Raw genomic sequence first — 14,632 nt, 5'->3', positions numbered from 1 at the left:
AATTACGCGTAATTACCGAAAATCACGCGAACCCGACCACCTTTCCGCCCGCCATGCGCATCGTTCACAACTCGCTGCACGACGAAGTCGCCGCCACGCTGCGCGAAGAGATCTTCGCCGGCACGCTGGCGCCGGGCAGCTTCGTCGACGAGGCGGCGGTGTGCGAACGGCTCTCGATCTCGCGCACGCCGCTGCGCGAGGCGCTGAAGGTGCTGACGGCCGAAGGGCTGCTGCGGCACGAGCCGCGGCGCGGCTGCTTCGTGGCCGAGGTCACGCAGCGCGACCTGGACGACATCTTTCCCGTCATCGCGCTGCTCGAAGGGCGCTGCGCCTGGCAGGCGGCGCGCAACGCCAGCGATGCCGAGCTGCTGGCGCTCGAGGCCATGCACGACAAGCTCGCGAAGCACGCACGCGCCAAGCGCATCAACGAGTACTACGCGACCAATTTCGCGATCCACGAGGCGATCATCATGCTGGCCGACAACCGCTGGCTGGCGCAGGTGATCGGCGATCTGCGCAAGATCCTCAAGCTCGCCCGCCTGCAGCAGTTGCATGCACCGGGGCGGCTCGAACAGAGCCTGTCCGAACATCTCGCGGTGTTCGCCGCACTCAAGGCGCGCGACAGCGACGGCGCCGAGGCCGCGATGCGCACCCACCTGAACCGCCAGCGCGAAGCCCTGCGGGCCATCGCGCTCCAACAGAAAGCGAAGCTGATCTCATGAATGCCAGCGACTGGATCACCCGCAGCGTCTCGCGGCTGCGCCCCGGCGGCGACGCTGCCGAGGTCAAGAAGCCCGCAAGCTCCGAAAAGAAGATGAAGCCGGCCGCCGCTGTCGGCCCGCGTCCGATGGCCGAACGGCTGGAGGCCACGCTGCGCCGTCACGGCGAAGCGCTGGCGCCGCGTGCGCTGCGCCGCGCGCTCACCGAGCTGCAGGCGGTGGTCGACCCGCGCGTGAGCGAGGTCGAGGCCGGACGCCGCGCCCATGCGGTGGTGCAGTGGTATGCCGGGCGCGAGCTCGACGAGCGGCGCGACGTCTGGCTGCTCATGAGCGAGCGCTTCGCGCCCGACCTGCAGAAGGTCAGCAGCGCGCGCGACCGGCACGGGGCCGCCATGGGAACGCCCGACGAGGCCCAGGCCGAGGTGCACCTGCGCCGCGCGCTGGTCTCGCCGCGCGCGCGCCTGTTGCAGCGCTTCGCCATCGATCCCGACGGCATGCGCTTTCTGGTCGACCTGCGTGCCGAGCTGCTGCCGCACCTGAAGGGCGACCGGCGCCTCCTGCCGCTCGATGCCGAGCTCGAGCACCTGTTCTCGACCTGGTTCGACGTCGCCTTCCTGGACCTGCGCCGCATCAGCTGGGACTCGCCGGCCTCGCTGATCGAGAAGCTGATCCAGTACGAGGCGGTGCACGACATCAAGAGCTGGGCCGACGTCAAGAACCGGCTCGACAGCGACCGTCGCTGCTACGGCTTCTTCCACCCGCGGCTGCGCAACACGCCGCTGATCTTCGTCGAGGTGGCGCTGGTCGACCACATCAGCGAAGGCATCGTGCCGCTGCTCGACGAAGCCGCCGCGCCGGTCAAGCACGACCGAGCGACGACCGCGATCTTCTATTCGATCAGCAACACCCAGAACGGCCTGCGCGGCGTGAGCTTCGGCGATTCGCTGATCAAGCGCGTGGTCGAGGAGCTGCAGAAAGAGCTGCCGCGCCTGAAGATCTTCGCGACACTGTCGCCGATCCCGGGCTTTCGCGGCTGGCTGGCAAAGAACGCGGGCTCCCTGCTGGAGCGGCTCGACGAGAAGCGCACCACCGAGCTGGGCCGCGTCATCGGTTCCCTGCCGCCCACCGCCGAACGCGTGCTGGCAGCGGCCGAGGAGGCGATCGCGCTGGATGCGAAGTCGCCGGTGCGCCAACTGCTGCTGAACGCCGCCGCCGAATACCTCGGGCGGGCCACCGCCGAGGGCAAGCCGGTCGATCCGGTGGCGCGCTTCCACCTCGGCAACGGCGCGCGGGTGGAGCGGCTCAATTGGGCCGGCGATCCTTCGCCCAAGGGATTCAAGCAATCCTACGGACTCATGGTCAACTACCTCTACGATCTGAAGCGGCTCGACAAGCACCGTACCCTGCTCGCACAGGGCAAGGTGGCGGTGTCGGGCGATATCGACGATCTTTTTCTCAAGGGCTGAGGCCCCGACGGTTTATCACAAAGGAGACAAGGCAATGACCCCAAGCTTCCAGCGGCGCGACGTTTTGCGCCTCGCCGCGGCAGCCGCCGCCGTTCTGGGCGGCGGCGCACGCGCCCAGGCCAGCTGGCCCGCCAAGCCGGTGACGATGGTGGTGCCCTTTCCGGCCGGCGGCGGCACCGACGCCTTCGCGCGGCCGCTGTCGGCACAGTTCGCCAAGGTCGCCGGCCAGACGCTGGTCGTCGACAACCGCGGCGGCGCCGGCGGCACCCTGGGCGCGAGCATCGCGGCCAAGGCGCAGCCGGACGGCTACACGCTCTTCATGGGCGCGGTGCACCATGCGATCGCGCCCTCGGTCTATCCCAAGCTCGACTACGACATCGAGAAAGACTTCGTGCCGCTGATGCTCTTGGCCAGCGTGCCGCAGGTGGTGGTGATCAATCCGAAGCGCGTGAGCGCGACCACGCTCAAGGACTTCGTCGCCGAGGCCAAGAAGAACCCCGGCAAGCTCAACTACGCTTCGGCCGGCGCCGGCACCTCGCATCACCTGGCGGGCGAGCTCTTCAAGCTGCAGACGGGCACCTTCATCACGCACATTCCGTATCGCGGCGCGGGCCCGGCGCTGCAGGATCTGATCGCCGGCAACGTCGACTGCATGTTCGACGGCCTGGGCTCTTCGGCGCAGCACATCAAGGCCGGCCGCATCAAGGCGCTCATGATGGCCGGCACCAAGCGCAACCCGGCGTTTCCCGACGTGCCCAGCGCCGCCGAGGTCGGCCTGCCGGACTACACCGTGACCACCTGGTACGGGCTGTGGGCGCCCAAGGGCACGCCGGCCGAGGTGCAGGCGAAGATCGTCGACGAGATGAAGAAGGCGCTCGCCACCGACGAGCTGAAGGCGATCTGGGCCAACAACGGGGCCGAGATCCCGAACCTCGCGATGGCGCCCTACGGCAGCTTCGTCAACTCCGAAATCAAGCGCTGGGCCGGCGTCGTGAAAGCTTCTGGCGCCAAGCTGGAATGACGGCCTCGGTCAGGCTGGAGCGCGATGGCGCGATCGCCTTCGTGACGCTCGCCAATGCGGGTCGGCTCAACGCGATGTCGCGCGCGATGTGGCGCGAGTTGCGCGCCGTGTTCGAGCAGGGTCTCGCGCAGGACGCGGCCACGCGCTGCGTCGTCGTGCGCGGGGAGGGCGCTGCCTTCTGCGCCGGCGGCGACATCTCCGAGTACCCGTCCTTCCGCTTCGACGAAGCCAGCCTGCGCGAATTCCACGAGAACGAGGTCTGGGGCGCTCTGGCCGCGATGCTGGCCTGCGAGCTGCCCCTGGTTGCGCAGATCGAGGGTGCCTGCATGGGCGCGGGCCTGGAGATCGCGAGCTGCTGCGACATCCGCCTGGCCGCCGAATCGTCGAAATTCGGCGCACCCATCGCGAAGCTGGGCTTTCCGATGGCGCCGCGCGAGGCGGCCCTGGTCCGTGTCGCCATCGGCGACACGCTGGCGCGCGACATGCTGCTGGCCGCCGGCGTGCACGATGCGCGCCGCCTCTACGATGCCGGCTTCGTGCTGAGCGTGCTGCCCGATGCGCAGCTCACTGCGGCAGTGCTGGCGCATGCGCAGCGCATCGCCGCGCTGGCGCCGGCGGCAGCGCGCCAGAACAAGCGGACCTTCTTCGCCGGCACGGTCGACCGGCTGCTTGCCGGCGCCTACGACTACGCCGACTCGCCCGAGCACCGCGAGGGCATTGCCGCCTTCATTGCCAAGCGCACACCCGTCTTCTGACCATGACCGACACGACCAACGCCAATCTCTACGCCGCGCTGCGTGCGGCCTTCCCTGCCGATCTCGATGCCGTCGCGGTCGAGACCGACGACGGCTTGTTCTATTCATGGCGCGACCTGGAGCGCGCGAGCGCGATGATCGCGAACCTGCTCGAGGCGCTGAAGCTCGACAAGGGCGCCCGCATCGCCGTGCAGGTCGAGAAATCGGTCGAGGCGATGCTGCTCTATCTCGCGACGCTGCGCGCTGGCTACGTGTTCCTGCCGCTCAACACCGCCTACCGCGGCGCCGAGATCGAGTATTTCATCGGCAATGCCGAGCCGGCGGTGGTGGTCTGCAGCAGGGCGAATGCATCGTGGGTGGCGCCGATCGCGGCCGCGGCCGGCACCCGCCACGTGTTCACGCTCGACGACGACCGCAGCGGCACGCTGCTCGAGGTGGCGGCGCAGTGCAGCGACCGCCACACCGTCGCCCAGAAGAAGGACGACGACCTCGCCGCCATCCTCTACACCAGCGGCACCACCGGCCGCAGCAAGGGCGCGATGCTCACGCACCGCAACCTGCGTTCCAACGCCGAAGTGCTGAAGGACTACTGGGGCTGGCACAGCGGCGCGCAGGGGGAGGGCGATGTGCTGATCCATGCACTGCCGATCTTTCATGTGCACGGGCTCTTCGTCGCCATCCACGGCGCGCTGATCAGCGGCAGCAAGATGATCTGGCTCAACAAGTTCGATCCGAAGCGCGTGGTGGCCCGGCTGCCGGAAGCCACCGTGTTCATGGGCGTCCCCACGCTCTACGTGCGCATGCTGGCCGAGCCGGGGCTGACGCGCGAGGCCTGCAACGGCATGCGCCTCTTCATCGCGGGGTCGGCGCCGCTCCTCGTCGAAACCTTCGAGGCCTGGCGCGAGCGCACCGGCCACACCATTCTCGAGCGCTACGGCATGAGCGAGACCGTCATGCTCAGCTCCAACCCCTACAGCGCGGTGCAGGGCCAGCGGCGCGGCGGGACCGTGGGTTTTCCGCTGCCCGGCGTGCAGCTGCGCGTGCGTGACGACGCCGGCCAGCCCTGTCCGACGGACGAGATCGGCCACATCGAGGTGGCCGGCCCCAACGTGTTCTCCGGCTACTGGCGCATGCCAGAGAAGACCAGGGAAGAGTTCACTGCCGACGGCTATTTCAAGACCGGCGACGTCGGCAAGATCGACGGGCTCGGCTACGTCACCATCGTCGGCCGCAGCAAGGACCTGATCATCAGCGGCGGCTACAACGTCTATCCGGCCGAGATCGAAGGCTACATCAACGAGATGGCCGGCGTGGCCGAGAGCGCCCTCGTGGGCGTGCCGCATCCGGACTTCGGCGAAGTCGGCATCGCCATCGTCACGCCCAAGCCCGGCGCAGCGCTCGACGGCGACGCGATCATCGGCGCGCTCAAGAAGAAGCTGGCCAACTTCAAGATCCCCAAGCGCTGCTTCGTCGTCCCCGAGCTGCCGCGCAATGCGATGGGCAAGGTGCAGAAGGCCCTGCTGCGCGAGCAGCACAAGGGCTTGTTCGTCTAGGACCTGTCAACAGCCCTAGCCGCCGCTGCCGTAGGGCCGCGTGAGGATCTCGAGGTTGTGGCCGTCGGGATCGTTCCAGTAGACGCCGCGGCCGCCGTCCCCGTGATTGATCTCGCCGGGACGGCGGTGGCCCGGATCGGCCCAGTAGGGCAGGCCGCGCTCGCGGATGCGGCCGAAGATGTCGTCGAATTCGGCCTCGCTCACGAGGAAGGCCAGGTGCTGCCACGGGATGTCGCCCTCGACCTGCATGTAGTCGAGGGTGACGCCGTTGTCGACCTCGACGCCCTGGAAGGGACCGAAGGGGACGGGCGCACCGCGGCCGAGGATCTCCGCCAGGAACACCGCGGATGCCCGTGGATCGCGGGCCCGGACGATCGTGTGATTGAGCTGGATGGACATGCGGCGGATGGTAGCGCCGGGCGCGGGTTAGCGCTGTGGCATGCAAGCTGCTTTCCACGTAAGTTTTCGCCTCTCGCCCCGCATCCTCGGAGGATCTATGAACCGCCTGCTCAGCACAGACGCCGTGCCGCGCGAACAGCGGCTCGCCTACTGGACCGACATGATCTGCAACATCTACGTGCAGCTCGGTTGCGATCCGGTGCGCAACGGCCTGCCGGGCGACTTCGAAGGCAGCATCCGCCAGCACACGCTGCCGGCCCTCGACGTATCGGTGGTGCGATCGGGTGCGCAAAGCGTCAGGCGCACGCCGAGCCACATCGCACGCTCCTGCGACGACTACTTCCTGGTCGGCATCCAGACCCGCGGCCACGGCGTGGTGCGGCAGGACGGGCGCGACGCGGCGCTGTCGGTGGGCGACTTCGCGCTCTACGACAGCACGCGGCCCTACCAGCTTCTCTTCGACGATGCCTTCGAACAGATCGTGCTCAAGCTGCCCGGCGAGCGCCTGCGCAGCGAGCTGCGCGACACGGAAGCACTGACCGCGACCGCCGTGTCGGGCCGCGAGGGCGCCGGCCATCTGCTGATCAACATGATCGGCACGTTGCGCGAAGACATCGACACCCTGCAGCCTGCGTCTGCGCTGGCTGTGGCCAACGGCGTGCTGAGCATCCTCGTGGCCGGCCTGCAGACGCTGCCCGCGGCCCGCTCGCCCAGCCTCAGCAACCTGACGGCTTTCCACCTGGCGCGCATCAAGCGCCGCATCGACGAACAACTGGGCGATGCCGGGCTCTCGGTGGCCAGCCTCGCGGCCGAACTGGGCCTGTCGGCGAGCCAGATCCACCGCGTGTTCAAGAGCGAGCCGCTCACGCCCGCGCAGTACATCTGGGAGCGCCGGCTCGAGGCCTGCGGTCGCGACTTGCTGGAACCCCGGCTGGCCGGCCGCACCGTGAGCGAGATCGCCTATGGCCGCGGCTTCAACGATGCGGCGCATTTCAGCCGCGCATTCCGCGAGCGCTTCGGTTGCTCGCCGCGCGAGTGGCGGCTGCGCGGGCAGTGATGAAGCTCTCAGGCGGCCTTATTGCACCAGCAGCACCGAGATGTCCGTCTCCGAAACGACCTTAGTCGCCACCGAGCCCATGAGGGCGCGGCCGAAGATGCCGTGGCCGTGGGTGCCCATCACGATCAGCTCGGCGCCGCCCGCGGCCGCGGCCTTCAGGATTTCTTCGGCGGCGTGGCCGTGGCGCGGTTCGGTGCGGAAGTTGCCGATCTCGTGCCTGGCGAAGAAGGCCTTGACCGGCTCCAGCACCTTCGCGTTTTCTTCCTTGTAGTAGTCGTCCACCACATCCCTGCTGAGATGGCGGACCGCATGGCCGGGCAGGCCGGTGCTCACGTGCACCACGATCAGCTCGTGGCCGTCGACGAACATGGCGCGGTGTGCGGCCAGGTAGTCGAGCGCCTTCTGCGTGTGGAGACTGCCGTCGACGGCGATCAGGATCTTCATGCACTGCCTCGTTTTCTTGCGACCTGCGGCGAAAGCGCCGCATGGCAAGGTTATACGGCGAGGCGCCGCGTGCGCACAGAGAAGCCGACCGGATGCAGGGGCCTTGCGCTCAGCCGCGCAAGCCCTTCCACAGCATGTAGGCCGCCAGCACATAGAGGATGCTTGCGAACACGCGCTTGAGTTTCGATACCGGCAGGCTGTGCGCGGCCTTGGCGCCCAGCGGGGCGGTGAGGAAGCTGCAGACCGCGATCACGGCCAGCGCCGGCAGCCAGATGTAGCCGATCGAGCCGGCCGGCAGGCCCTGCACCGATTGGCCGCTGCCCACATAGCCGAGCACATTGGCCACCGCGATCGGAAAGCCCAGCGCCGCGCTGGTGGCGACCGCGTTGTGGATCGCGACATTGCACCAGGTCATGAAGGGCACGCTGATGAAGCCGCCGCCGGCGCCGACCAGCCCCGACAGGAAGCCGATCGCGCCACCGCCCGCGAGCTGGCCCGCGGTGCCCGGCATCTGGCGCGTCGGCTTGGGCTTGCGGTTGAGGAACATCTGCGTTGCCGAGAAACCGACGAAGAGCGCGAAGAAGATGGCGAGCACCGAGCCCTTGAGCAGGGCGAACACGCCGAGGCTGCCGACCAGGCTGCCGATCACGATGCCGGGCGACAGCCTTTTCACGATGTCCCAGCGCACGGCGCCGCGCCGATGGTGCGCAAGCACGCTCGAGATGGACGTGAACATGATGGTCGACATGGAGGTCGCGATTGCCATCTTCACCGCCAGGTCGGACGGCACGCCGCGATGGCCCAGGATGATCGTGATGAAGGGCACCATCAGCATGCCGCCGCCGATGCCGAGCAGGCCGGCGAGAAAACCGGTGCCGACGCCGAGCACGGCGAGCTCGGCGACCAGCAGGGGGGCGATCGTCATGGAAGCAAGTCTCTGAAAAAAGCCACGGCCCCGAAAACGGGGCCGTGGCCGTCCAAAAAAGGTGTCTGCGAGTGAGGCCGGACTCGCATCCTGAACCAGGGTTCAGGTGGGCGAGGGCAGCAAGGCTTCGGGTTCATCTGACGCGAGATGATCACACCCGCCAAGCGATATACCAAGCCCTGCTCCGTAGAGCATTGGAACAAGGAAATATTAAGCCCGACACGCACCGCAGACAGGGTGGATTTTACGCCCGCAATGACGAGCGCATGTAGTCCGTCACAGCAAATGGTCGTCGCCGGCGAGGGCTTGGTCGAGGCGCTGGATCAGCTGCGCGGCGCGGGCATCGTCGGCCGCGGCATCCGGACCCGCCGCAGGAGCGGCGGCCGCCGGCGCGGCAGGCGCCGCGATCGCCGATTCGCGCTGGGCCAGGTCGAAGGCGAGATTGAGCGAAGCCAGCACCGCGATGCGGTCGCGCGCCTTCACCTTGCCCGCATCGCGGATCTTGCACATCGCGGCATCGACGCGCTCGACGGCTTCGCGCAGCTGCGGCTCGCCGCCTTCGGGGCAGCCGAGCAGATAGCTCTGGCCCATGATCTGGACTTCGACTTGTTTCATCAGGAGGAGGGAGCGTCTTGGGAGGGTTCTGCCGGCAGCTGTTCGAGCAGCGCATCGAGCCGCGTGCGTGCCGCGGCCAGCCGCGACTTGAGCGCATCGCGTTCGCGCGTGAGCGCGTTCACCTGGTCTTGCAGCAACGCATTGGTGCGCTGCACTTCTTCGTGGCGCACAAGCAAACGTTCGACGCGCTCGGCGATCTGTTCAATACGGCTCGGTGCAGGCATGGGGGGCGATTGTAGTTTCCGGCGGGCGTGCTTTCGCACTTAAAATCCCGCGCGTTGGTGCTCGCGCCGCGGTTCACGCGGCGCAGTTCAACGGGAAGCAGGAGTCGAGGTCCCCACCGGGCCGAGCCAGCCTGCGCTGCCCCCGCAACGGTCAAGCAGACGGCGTCTTTCCGATGCCACCCTCGTCAAGAAGCCACTGGGCGCCCTGAAACAGGCGCCTGGGAAGGCGACGGGGGCGCGCTGCCAGCCCGGATACCGGCCAACGAGGCGGCTGCCGCATGCGTGAAGCATGGGCGGCCATGACGTCCAAGCACCGGCGGGGAAGCCGGTGGCGGACATTGATCTCTTGTGTTTCCCATGATGACAACCTGCGTTTCTTCCGCACGCGCCGCCGGGCGTGCTTCGTCGCGTCCGCTTTCGCGGCCCAGTGCCGTTTCCCTTTCGATCGCCGCGTTACTGGGCATGCCCATGCTCGCTTTCGCGCAAGCCGAAACGCCTGCGCTGCCCCAAACGGTGGTGACCGCGACCCGCACGCCCACCCGCGTCGACGAACTGGTGTCGGACACCGTCGTCATCGAACGCGCGCAGATCGAGCGGCAGGCCGGCCGCACCTTGCCCGAGTTGCTGGCGCGCGTCGCAGGCGTCCAGATGACGGCCAACGGCGGCGCGGGCAAGGCGAGCAGCGTGTTCATTCGCGGAACCGAGGCGCGCCACACGATCCTCCTGATCGACGGCGTGCGCTACGGCTCCGGCACGCTCGGGACGCCGGCATGGGAGAACATTCCGATCGAGATGATCGACCGGATCGAAGTGATCAAGGGGCCGGCTTCGGCGCTCTACGGCAGCGACGGCGTGGGCGGCGTGGTGCAGATCTTCACGCGCAGGGCCAAGCCGGGCGAGGATTCGTTCAGCCCGCGGGTGTCGACGACGATCGGCAGCGAGGGCTACAAGCAACTCGGCGCGGGCTTTGTGGGCGCCACGGGGGATGTGACCTACTCGCTCGATGTCGCACGCACGATCGACAAGGGCTTTTCCGCGACCAACCGCAAGGCGCCCTTCGGCAACTTCAACCCCGACCGCGATCCCTTCATGCAGAGCGCCCTGAACGCATCGATTGGCTACCAACTCAATCCCGACTGGAAGATCGACAGCGGCCTGCTGTACGCCGAAGGCCGGAACCGTTTCGACGACGGCCTCCAATTCGATTCGCGCGGCATCGTGCGCACCCAGACCGCCTACATCGGCGCGCGCGGCAAGCTGACGCAGAACTGGAGCACGCAGCTGCGCTATGCACAGAGCCGCGACTACTCGCGCTCCATCATCGCCGCCACGCTGCCGGGTCTGTTCGAGACCACGCAGGACCAGTACCTCTGGCAAAACGACATCGCGACGCCGATCGGCACCGTGGTCGCCGGGCTGGAGCGCCGCGTGCAGGAAGTGAACAGCGACACGGCCTACACGGTCACCAAGCGCGACATCGACTCGGCCTTCGTTGGCCTCAATGGCAGCGCCGGCGCCCACAGCTGGCAGGTCGATGCGCGGCACGACCGCAACTCGCAGTTCGGCGACAGCAACACCTGGTTCGCCGGCTACGGCTATCGCATCACGCCGAACTGGCGCGCCCACGTGTCGCACGGCACCAGCTTCGTCGCGCCCTCGTTCAACCAGCTCTACTTCCCCAACTTCGGCAACGCGGCGCTGCAGCCGGAAGAGGGCAAGAACACCGACGTCGGCATCACCTGGAGCCAGGACGGCCAGAGCGTGAAGCTGGTGCGCTACGACAACAAGATCCGCGGCTTCATCACCAACTCCACCCGGGCCGAGAACGTGCCGCGTGCGCGCATCGAGGGCTGGACGCTGGGCTACGACGGCCAGTTCGGACCCTGGGGCCTGCACGCGAACCTCGATTCTCTGGACCCGCGCAACGAGGTCAGCGGCAAGCAGCTGCCGCGCCGGGCGAAGAACACGGTGTCGCTGGGTATCGACTACGCCGTCGGCCCCTGGAAATTCGGCGGCTCTGCGCTGCATGTGGGCCGACGCTTTGACGACGTGGCCAATACGCGCAGACTCGGCAACTACACGACCGTCGATCTTTACGCCGAGTACCAGGTGGCGAAGGACTGGTCGGTGCAGGGGCGCATCACGAACCTCAACGACGTGACGTATGAAACGGCCTATGGCTACAACCAGCGTGGACGCGCTGCCTACCTGACGGTGCGGTGGCAGCCGAAATGAGCTTTGCCCGCCGCGAGCTGATCCTCGGCGGCCAGCGCAGCGGCAAGTCACGGCGCGCCGAAGCGCGCGCGGCCGAGTGGCTGGCGCATTCGCTCGGGCATCACGCAGTGCTGATCGCGACCGCGATGCCGCACGACGAGGAGATGCGCGAACGCATCGCCCGGCATCGCGAGGACCGCGCGCAGCGCGTGCCGGGCCTGGCCATCGTCGAGGAGCCGATCGCGCTCGGTCCCGCCCTGGCGAGAATGAGCGCGCCGCATACGCTGGTGGTGGTCGATTGCCTCACGCTGTGGCTCACCAACCTGCTGATGCCGGTCGAGGCCGCGCCTCACGAAAGCAGCGCTTCGCTGGAGATGGTGCAGGCTTCGCTGCTGCGGGCCTTGCGCGAGGCGCGCGGCCCGGTGGTGCTGGTCGCCAACGAGATCGGCCTCGGCGTGATCCCGATGGGCCGCGAGGTGCGCGCCTTCGTCGATGCGCTGGGCCGCCTCAACCAGGAGGTGGCGGCAGCCTGCGATCGCGTCACGCTGATGGCCGCGGGCCTGCCGCTCAGTTTGAAAGAACCCGAATGAATCTGCTTTCCAGGTGGTCGCTCGCGCTGGCTGCGGCCGCATTGGCGATCGGGGCGCATGCCGTGGTCGTGACCGACGAACGCGGCGTGCGCGTGGACCTCCCTCGACCGCCGCAGCGCATCGTGAGCCTGCTGCCCTCGCTGACCGAATCGGTCTGCACGCTCGGCGCCTGCGATCGCCTGGTCGGCATCGACCGCTATTCCAACTGGCCCGATGCCGTGCGTGCACTGCCGCAGCTCGGCGGCGGCATCGATCCGAATGTCGAGGCCATCGTGGCGCTGAAGCCCGACGTGGTATTGCTGGCCAAGTCCTCGCGCGTCACCGAGCGGCTCGAGGCGCTGGGGCTCAAAGTGATCGTGCTCGAACCGAAGAGCCATGCCGACGTGCGGCGCGTGCTCGACGCGCTCGGCCAGGTGCTGGGCATCGGCGATGCGCAGCGCGTGTGGCGCGCCATCGACGCCAGCGTGACGGCTGCGGCAGAGGCGCTGCCGGCGCGCGCGAGGAACCGGCGCGTGTACTTCGAGATCAACAGCGCGCCCTATGCGGCGGGCGAGGTCTCGTTCATCGGCGAGACGCTCGCGCGGCTCGGAGTGAAGAACATCGTGCCGGCCTCGCTCGGTCCCTTTCCCAAGCTCAATCCCGAGTACGTGGTGCGCGCCGATCCCGACCTGATCATGGTTGGCGAGCGCAGCGCGCAGGGGCTCGAACAGCGGCCGGGCTGGGCTTCCATCCGGGCGGTGCGCGAAGGCCGCATCTGCCGCTTCAAAGCCGCGGAATCCGACGTGCTGGTACGGCCCGGCCCGCGCATGGGCGAGGCCGCGCAGCTCATGGCGAAGTGCCTGCAGGACAAGGCGTGAAGAGCGAGCATCGCCGCGCCCTCTCGCTCGGCATCGCGCTGGTGTTGCTCGCCGCCGCGCTGATCGTGCTCGGCGCCGGCATCGGCAGCACCGGCTTCGAGAGCGTGTTCGCGGCGCACCGCGATCCGATCGCGCTGCAGATCGTGCGGGACATCCGCCTGCCGCGCACGCTGGGTGCCTGGCTCGCCGGCGCGCTGCTCGGCCTCGCGGGCGCGGTGGCGCAGGGGCTGTTCCGCAACCCGCTGGCCGACCCCTATCTGCTGGGCAGCGCTTCGGGCGCCTCGCTCGGCATGGCGGTGGCGCTATCGCTGTTCGGCGTTTCGGCGGCCAGCACGCAATGGGTGGTGCGCCTGGGCCTGACCGGCGCGGCCTTCCTCGGCGCCGTGCTGGGCGTGCTGCTGACGCTGGTGCTGGCGCGCGGCGTGCAGCAGACGCTCCGGCTGTTGCTGGCGGGCGTGATCGTCGGCGTGGTGCTCGGTGCTGCCAAGGACCTGATTACCATCGCCTCGGCCGACATCCTGCAGGCGATCCAGGGTTTCATGCTCGGCAGCACGGGCCTGGTCGGCTGGAGCGCCTGCTGCGTGATGGGCGCGCTCGGCCTGGTCTGCCTGCTGGCGGGCTGGGCGCTTGCGCCGGTGCTCGACGGGCTGGCGCTCGGCGAGGCCACGGCCAGCAGCCTGGGCTTGCCGCTGGGCGCCATGCGTGCGGCGCTGGTGGCGGTGCTCGCGCTGGCCACCGGCACCGCGGTGGCGCAGACCGGGCTCATCGCCTTCGTTGGCCTGGCGGCGCCGCACCTGGTGCGCTCGGCGGTGAAGACCACGCATGCGCGCCTGATCGTGCTGTCGACTGCGATGGGCGGGCTGCTGCTGATGGCGGCTGACCTGCTGGCGCGCTGGCTGATCGCGCCGCAGGAGCTGCCGGTCGGCGTGCTGACCGCCGTGCTCGGCGGCAGCTACCTGCTGTGGCTCATGCATCGGCGCAGCGCGCGGGGAGGCCTCTGATGGAGCGGGCGGTGGCGCGCGGCATCGCGCTCGAGGCGAGGCAGGTTAGCGCTTCGCTGGGCCAGGCAGAGGTGCTGCACGGCATCGATCTCGCGCTCGCGGCCGGCCGCTGGACCAGCATCGTCGGCCCCAATGGCGCGGGCAAGTCCACCTTGCTCAAGGTGCTCGCCGGCCTGCTGGCGCATCGCGGCGAGGTGCGCCTGTTCGGGCAGCCGCTCGACGCCGTCTCCGGCCGTGCGCGTGCGCGGCGGCTGTCGTGGCTCGGCCAGGGCGGCGCGGGCGAAGGCTCTGCCGACGACCTGATGGTTTATGACGTTGCCATGCTCGGGCGCCTGCCGCACCAGCGCTGGCTCGCCGCGCCCAGCGATGCCGATCGCGCAGCCGTCGAGCGTGCGCTGCGCAGCACCCAGGCCTGGGAATGGGGCGGGCGGCCGCTCGGCCAACTCTCGGGCGGCGAACGCCAGCGCGTGCTGCTGGCGCGTGCGCTGGCTGTCGAAGCCGAGCTGCTGCTGATGGACGAACCGCTCGCCAACCTCGATCCGCCGCACCAGGCCGACTGGATGGCAAGCGCCCGCGCGCTGGTGGCCGAAGGCAAGACGGTGGTCAGCGTGCTGCACGAACTCAATGCCGCGCTGGCGGCCGATGCGATGGTGGTGATGGCCAAGGGCCGCGTGCTGCACCATGGCCGCTGCGACGATGCAGCCACGCACCGGGCGCTCGAAGCGGTGTTCGACGGCCGCGTCGCCGTGCATCGCGTGGCCAACCAGTGGCTGGCCGTACCGCACTGAACAC

16 protein-coding genes and 1 riboswitch are annotated in these 14,632 nt (G+C 68.7%); of the genes, 11 read left to right on the top strand and 5 right to left on the bottom strand.

The features are described from left to right. Positions 1-53 precede the first annotated feature (53 nt). Genes AC3A6B_RS13255 through AC3A6B_RS13235 form a run of 5 tightly spaced genes read left to right on the top strand, consistent with a single transcriptional unit; the run spans position 54 to position 5,514 of the window. Positions 54-722, top strand: a complete 669-nt coding sequence (locus tag AC3A6B_RS13255; protein ID WP_487837155.1) for a GntR family transcriptional regulator — start codon at positions 54-56, stop codon at positions 720-722. After that, positions 719-2,185 carry a malonyl-CoA decarboxylase gene (locus AC3A6B_RS13250; protein ID WP_487837154.1) on the top strand — a complete coding sequence of 489 codons (1,467 nt, stop codon included), beginning with the start codon at positions 719-721 and terminating at the stop codon, positions 2,183-2,185. The genes AC3A6B_RS13255 and AC3A6B_RS13250 overlap by 4 nt, the downstream gene beginning before the upstream one ends. A 34-nt stretch (positions 2,186-2,219) precedes the next feature. Next, positions 2,220-3,206, top strand: a complete 987-nt coding sequence (locus tag AC3A6B_RS13245) for a Bug family tripartite tricarboxylate transporter substrate binding protein (RefSeq protein WP_487837153.1) — start codon at positions 2,220-2,222, stop codon at positions 3,204-3,206. Further along, positions 3,203-3,961, top strand: a complete 759-nt coding sequence (locus AC3A6B_RS13240; protein ID WP_487837152.1) for an enoyl-CoA hydratase/isomerase family protein — start codon at positions 3,203-3,205, stop codon at positions 3,959-3,961. The genes AC3A6B_RS13245 and AC3A6B_RS13240 overlap by 4 nt, the downstream gene beginning before the upstream one ends. A 2-nt stretch (positions 3,962-3,963) precedes the next feature. Continuing rightward, a complete protein-coding gene (locus AC3A6B_RS13235) occupies positions 3,964-5,514 on the top strand; it encodes a malonate--CoA ligase (protein ID WP_487837151.1) in 1,551 nt (516 codons plus the stop codon). Between the two features lie 15 nt (positions 5,515-5,529). Here AC3A6B_RS13235 and AC3A6B_RS13230 read toward each other — a convergent pair whose 3' ends face one another. Beyond that, positions 5,530-5,913: a VOC family protein gene (locus AC3A6B_RS13230; protein WP_487837150.1), complete on the bottom strand. Its 384-nt coding sequence runs from the start codon at positions 5,911-5,913 to the stop codon at positions 5,530-5,532. 97 nt (positions 5,914-6,010) lie between these two features. Here AC3A6B_RS13230 and AC3A6B_RS13225 point away from each other — a divergent pair, with 97 nt between their 5' ends. Beyond that, positions 6,011-6,970 (top strand): AraC-like ligand-binding domain-containing protein, encoded by a 960-nt coding sequence (locus AC3A6B_RS13225; protein ID WP_487837149.1) that lies wholly within the window; start codon positions 6,011-6,013, stop codon positions 6,968-6,970. A gap of 18 nt (positions 6,971-6,988) precedes the next feature. Here the strand turns inward: AC3A6B_RS13225 and AC3A6B_RS13220 are convergent, their stop codons facing one another. From AC3A6B_RS13220 to AC3A6B_RS13205, 4 genes are all read right to left on the bottom strand, one after another. Then, positions 6,989-7,414, bottom strand: a complete 426-nt coding sequence (locus AC3A6B_RS13220) for a universal stress protein (protein WP_487837148.1) — start codon at positions 7,412-7,414, stop codon at positions 6,989-6,991. A gap of 109 nt (positions 7,415-7,523) precedes the next feature. Beyond that, positions 7,524-8,339: a sulfite exporter TauE/SafE family protein gene (locus AC3A6B_RS13215; RefSeq protein ID WP_487837147.1), complete on the bottom strand. Its 816-nt coding sequence runs from the start codon at positions 8,337-8,339 to the stop codon at positions 7,524-7,526. A 276-nt stretch (positions 8,340-8,615) separates the two neighbouring features. After that, positions 8,616-8,954, bottom strand: a complete 339-nt coding sequence (locus AC3A6B_RS13210; protein WP_487837146.1) for a cell division protein ZapA — start codon at positions 8,952-8,954, stop codon at positions 8,616-8,618. Further along, positions 8,954-9,178: a DUF904 domain-containing protein gene (locus AC3A6B_RS13205; RefSeq protein WP_093109208.1), complete on the bottom strand. Its 225-nt coding sequence runs from the start codon at positions 9,176-9,178 to the stop codon at positions 8,954-8,956. The genes AC3A6B_RS13210 and AC3A6B_RS13205 overlap by 1 nt, the downstream gene beginning before the upstream one ends. Positions 9,179-9,217: 39 nt before the next feature. Next, positions 9,218-9,456, top strand: a riboswitch (cobalamin riboswitch). A 184-nt stretch (positions 9,457-9,640) separates the two neighbouring features. Between AC3A6B_RS13205 and AC3A6B_RS13200 the strand changes: the two genes are divergently transcribed. From AC3A6B_RS13200 to AC3A6B_RS13180, 5 genes are read left to right on the top strand one after another with little or no spacing between them, the layout of a single operon-like run. Beyond that, positions 9,641-11,413 carry a TonB-dependent receptor domain-containing protein gene (locus AC3A6B_RS13200; protein WP_487837145.1) on the top strand — a complete coding sequence of 591 codons (1,773 nt, stop codon included), beginning with the start codon at positions 9,641-9,643 and terminating at the stop codon, positions 11,411-11,413. After that, positions 11,410-11,982, top strand: coding sequence for a bifunctional adenosylcobinamide kinase/adenosylcobinamide-phosphate guanylyltransferase (gene cobU / locus AC3A6B_RS13195; RefSeq protein WP_487837144.1), 573 nt, complete (start codon positions 11,410-11,412; stop codon positions 11,980-11,982). Before AC3A6B_RS13200 ends, cobU begins: the two co-directional genes overlap by 4 nt. Then, positions 11,979-12,839, top strand: coding sequence for an ABC transporter substrate-binding protein (locus AC3A6B_RS13190; RefSeq protein ID WP_487837143.1), 861 nt, complete (start codon positions 11,979-11,981; stop codon positions 12,837-12,839). Before cobU ends, AC3A6B_RS13190 begins: the two co-directional genes overlap by 4 nt. Beyond that, a complete protein-coding gene (locus tag AC3A6B_RS13185; RefSeq protein WP_487837142.1) occupies positions 12,836-13,840 on the top strand; it encodes a FecCD family ABC transporter permease in 1,005 nt (334 codons plus the stop codon). Before AC3A6B_RS13190 ends, AC3A6B_RS13185 begins: the two co-directional genes overlap by 4 nt. After that, positions 13,840-14,628, top strand: a complete 789-nt coding sequence (locus tag AC3A6B_RS13180; protein WP_487837141.1) for an ABC transporter ATP-binding protein — start codon at positions 13,840-13,842, stop codon at positions 14,626-14,628. The genes AC3A6B_RS13185 and AC3A6B_RS13180 overlap by 1 nt, the downstream gene beginning before the upstream one ends. Positions 14,629-14,632: the final 4 nt, after the last annotated feature.

The organism is Variovorax sp. Soil_C_33 (assembly GCF_057656935.1).
Note: the sequence above shows the minus strand (reverse complement) of the source record. Positions and strands in the feature narration are given on the sequence as shown.

Bases quoted from the DNA above. Each gene is read 5' to 3' on its own strand.
- AC3A6B_RS13230 (WP_487837150.1), bottom strand. From the start codon at position 5,913: ATGTCCATCCAGCTCAATCACACGATCGTCCGGGCCCGCGATCCACGG.
- AC3A6B_RS13200 (WP_487837145.1), top strand. From the start codon at position 9,641: ATGCCCATGCTCGCTTTCGCGCAAGCCGAAACGCCTGCGCTGCCCCAA.
- AC3A6B_RS13250 (WP_487837154.1), top strand. From the start codon at position 719: ATGAATGCCAGCGACTGGATCACCCGCAGCGTCTCGCGGCTGCGCCCC.
- AC3A6B_RS13205 (WP_093109208.1), bottom strand. From the start codon at position 9,178: ATGCCTGCACCGAGCCGTATTGAACAGATCGCCGAGCGCGTCGAACGT.
- AC3A6B_RS13255 (WP_487837155.1), top strand. From the start codon at position 54: ATGCGCATCGTTCACAACTCGCTGCACGACGAAGTCGCCGCCACGCTG.
- AC3A6B_RS13220 (WP_487837148.1), bottom strand. From the start codon at position 7,414: ATGAAGATCCTGATCGCCGTCGACGGCAGTCTCCACACGCAGAAGGCG.
- AC3A6B_RS13240 (WP_487837152.1), top strand. From the start codon at position 3,203: ATGACGGCCTCGGTCAGGCTGGAGCGCGATGGCGCGATCGCCTTCGTG.
- AC3A6B_RS13225 (WP_487837149.1), top strand. From the start codon at position 6,011: ATGAACCGCCTGCTCAGCACAGACGCCGTGCCGCGCGAACAGCGGCTC.
- AC3A6B_RS13215 (WP_487837147.1), bottom strand. From the start codon at position 8,339: ATGACGATCGCCCCCCTGCTGGTCGCCGAGCTCGCCGTGCTCGGCGTC.
- AC3A6B_RS13180 (WP_487837141.1), top strand. From the start codon at position 13,840: ATGGAGCGGGCGGTGGCGCGCGGCATCGCGCTCGAGGCGAGGCAGGTT.
- AC3A6B_RS13210 (WP_487837146.1), bottom strand. From the start codon at position 8,954: ATGAAACAAGTCGAAGTCCAGATCATGGGCCAGAGCTATCTGCTCGGC.
- AC3A6B_RS13235 (WP_487837151.1), top strand. From the start codon at position 3,964: ATGACCGACACGACCAACGCCAATCTCTACGCCGCGCTGCGTGCGGCC.
- AC3A6B_RS13190 (WP_487837143.1), top strand. From the start codon at position 11,979: ATGAATCTGCTTTCCAGGTGGTCGCTCGCGCTGGCTGCGGCCGCATTG.
- AC3A6B_RS13245 (WP_487837153.1), top strand. From the start codon at position 2,220: ATGACCCCAAGCTTCCAGCGGCGCGACGTTTTGCGCCTCGCCGCGGCA.
- cobU (WP_487837144.1), top strand. From the start codon at position 11,410: ATGAGCTTTGCCCGCCGCGAGCTGATCCTCGGCGGCCAGCGCAGCGGC.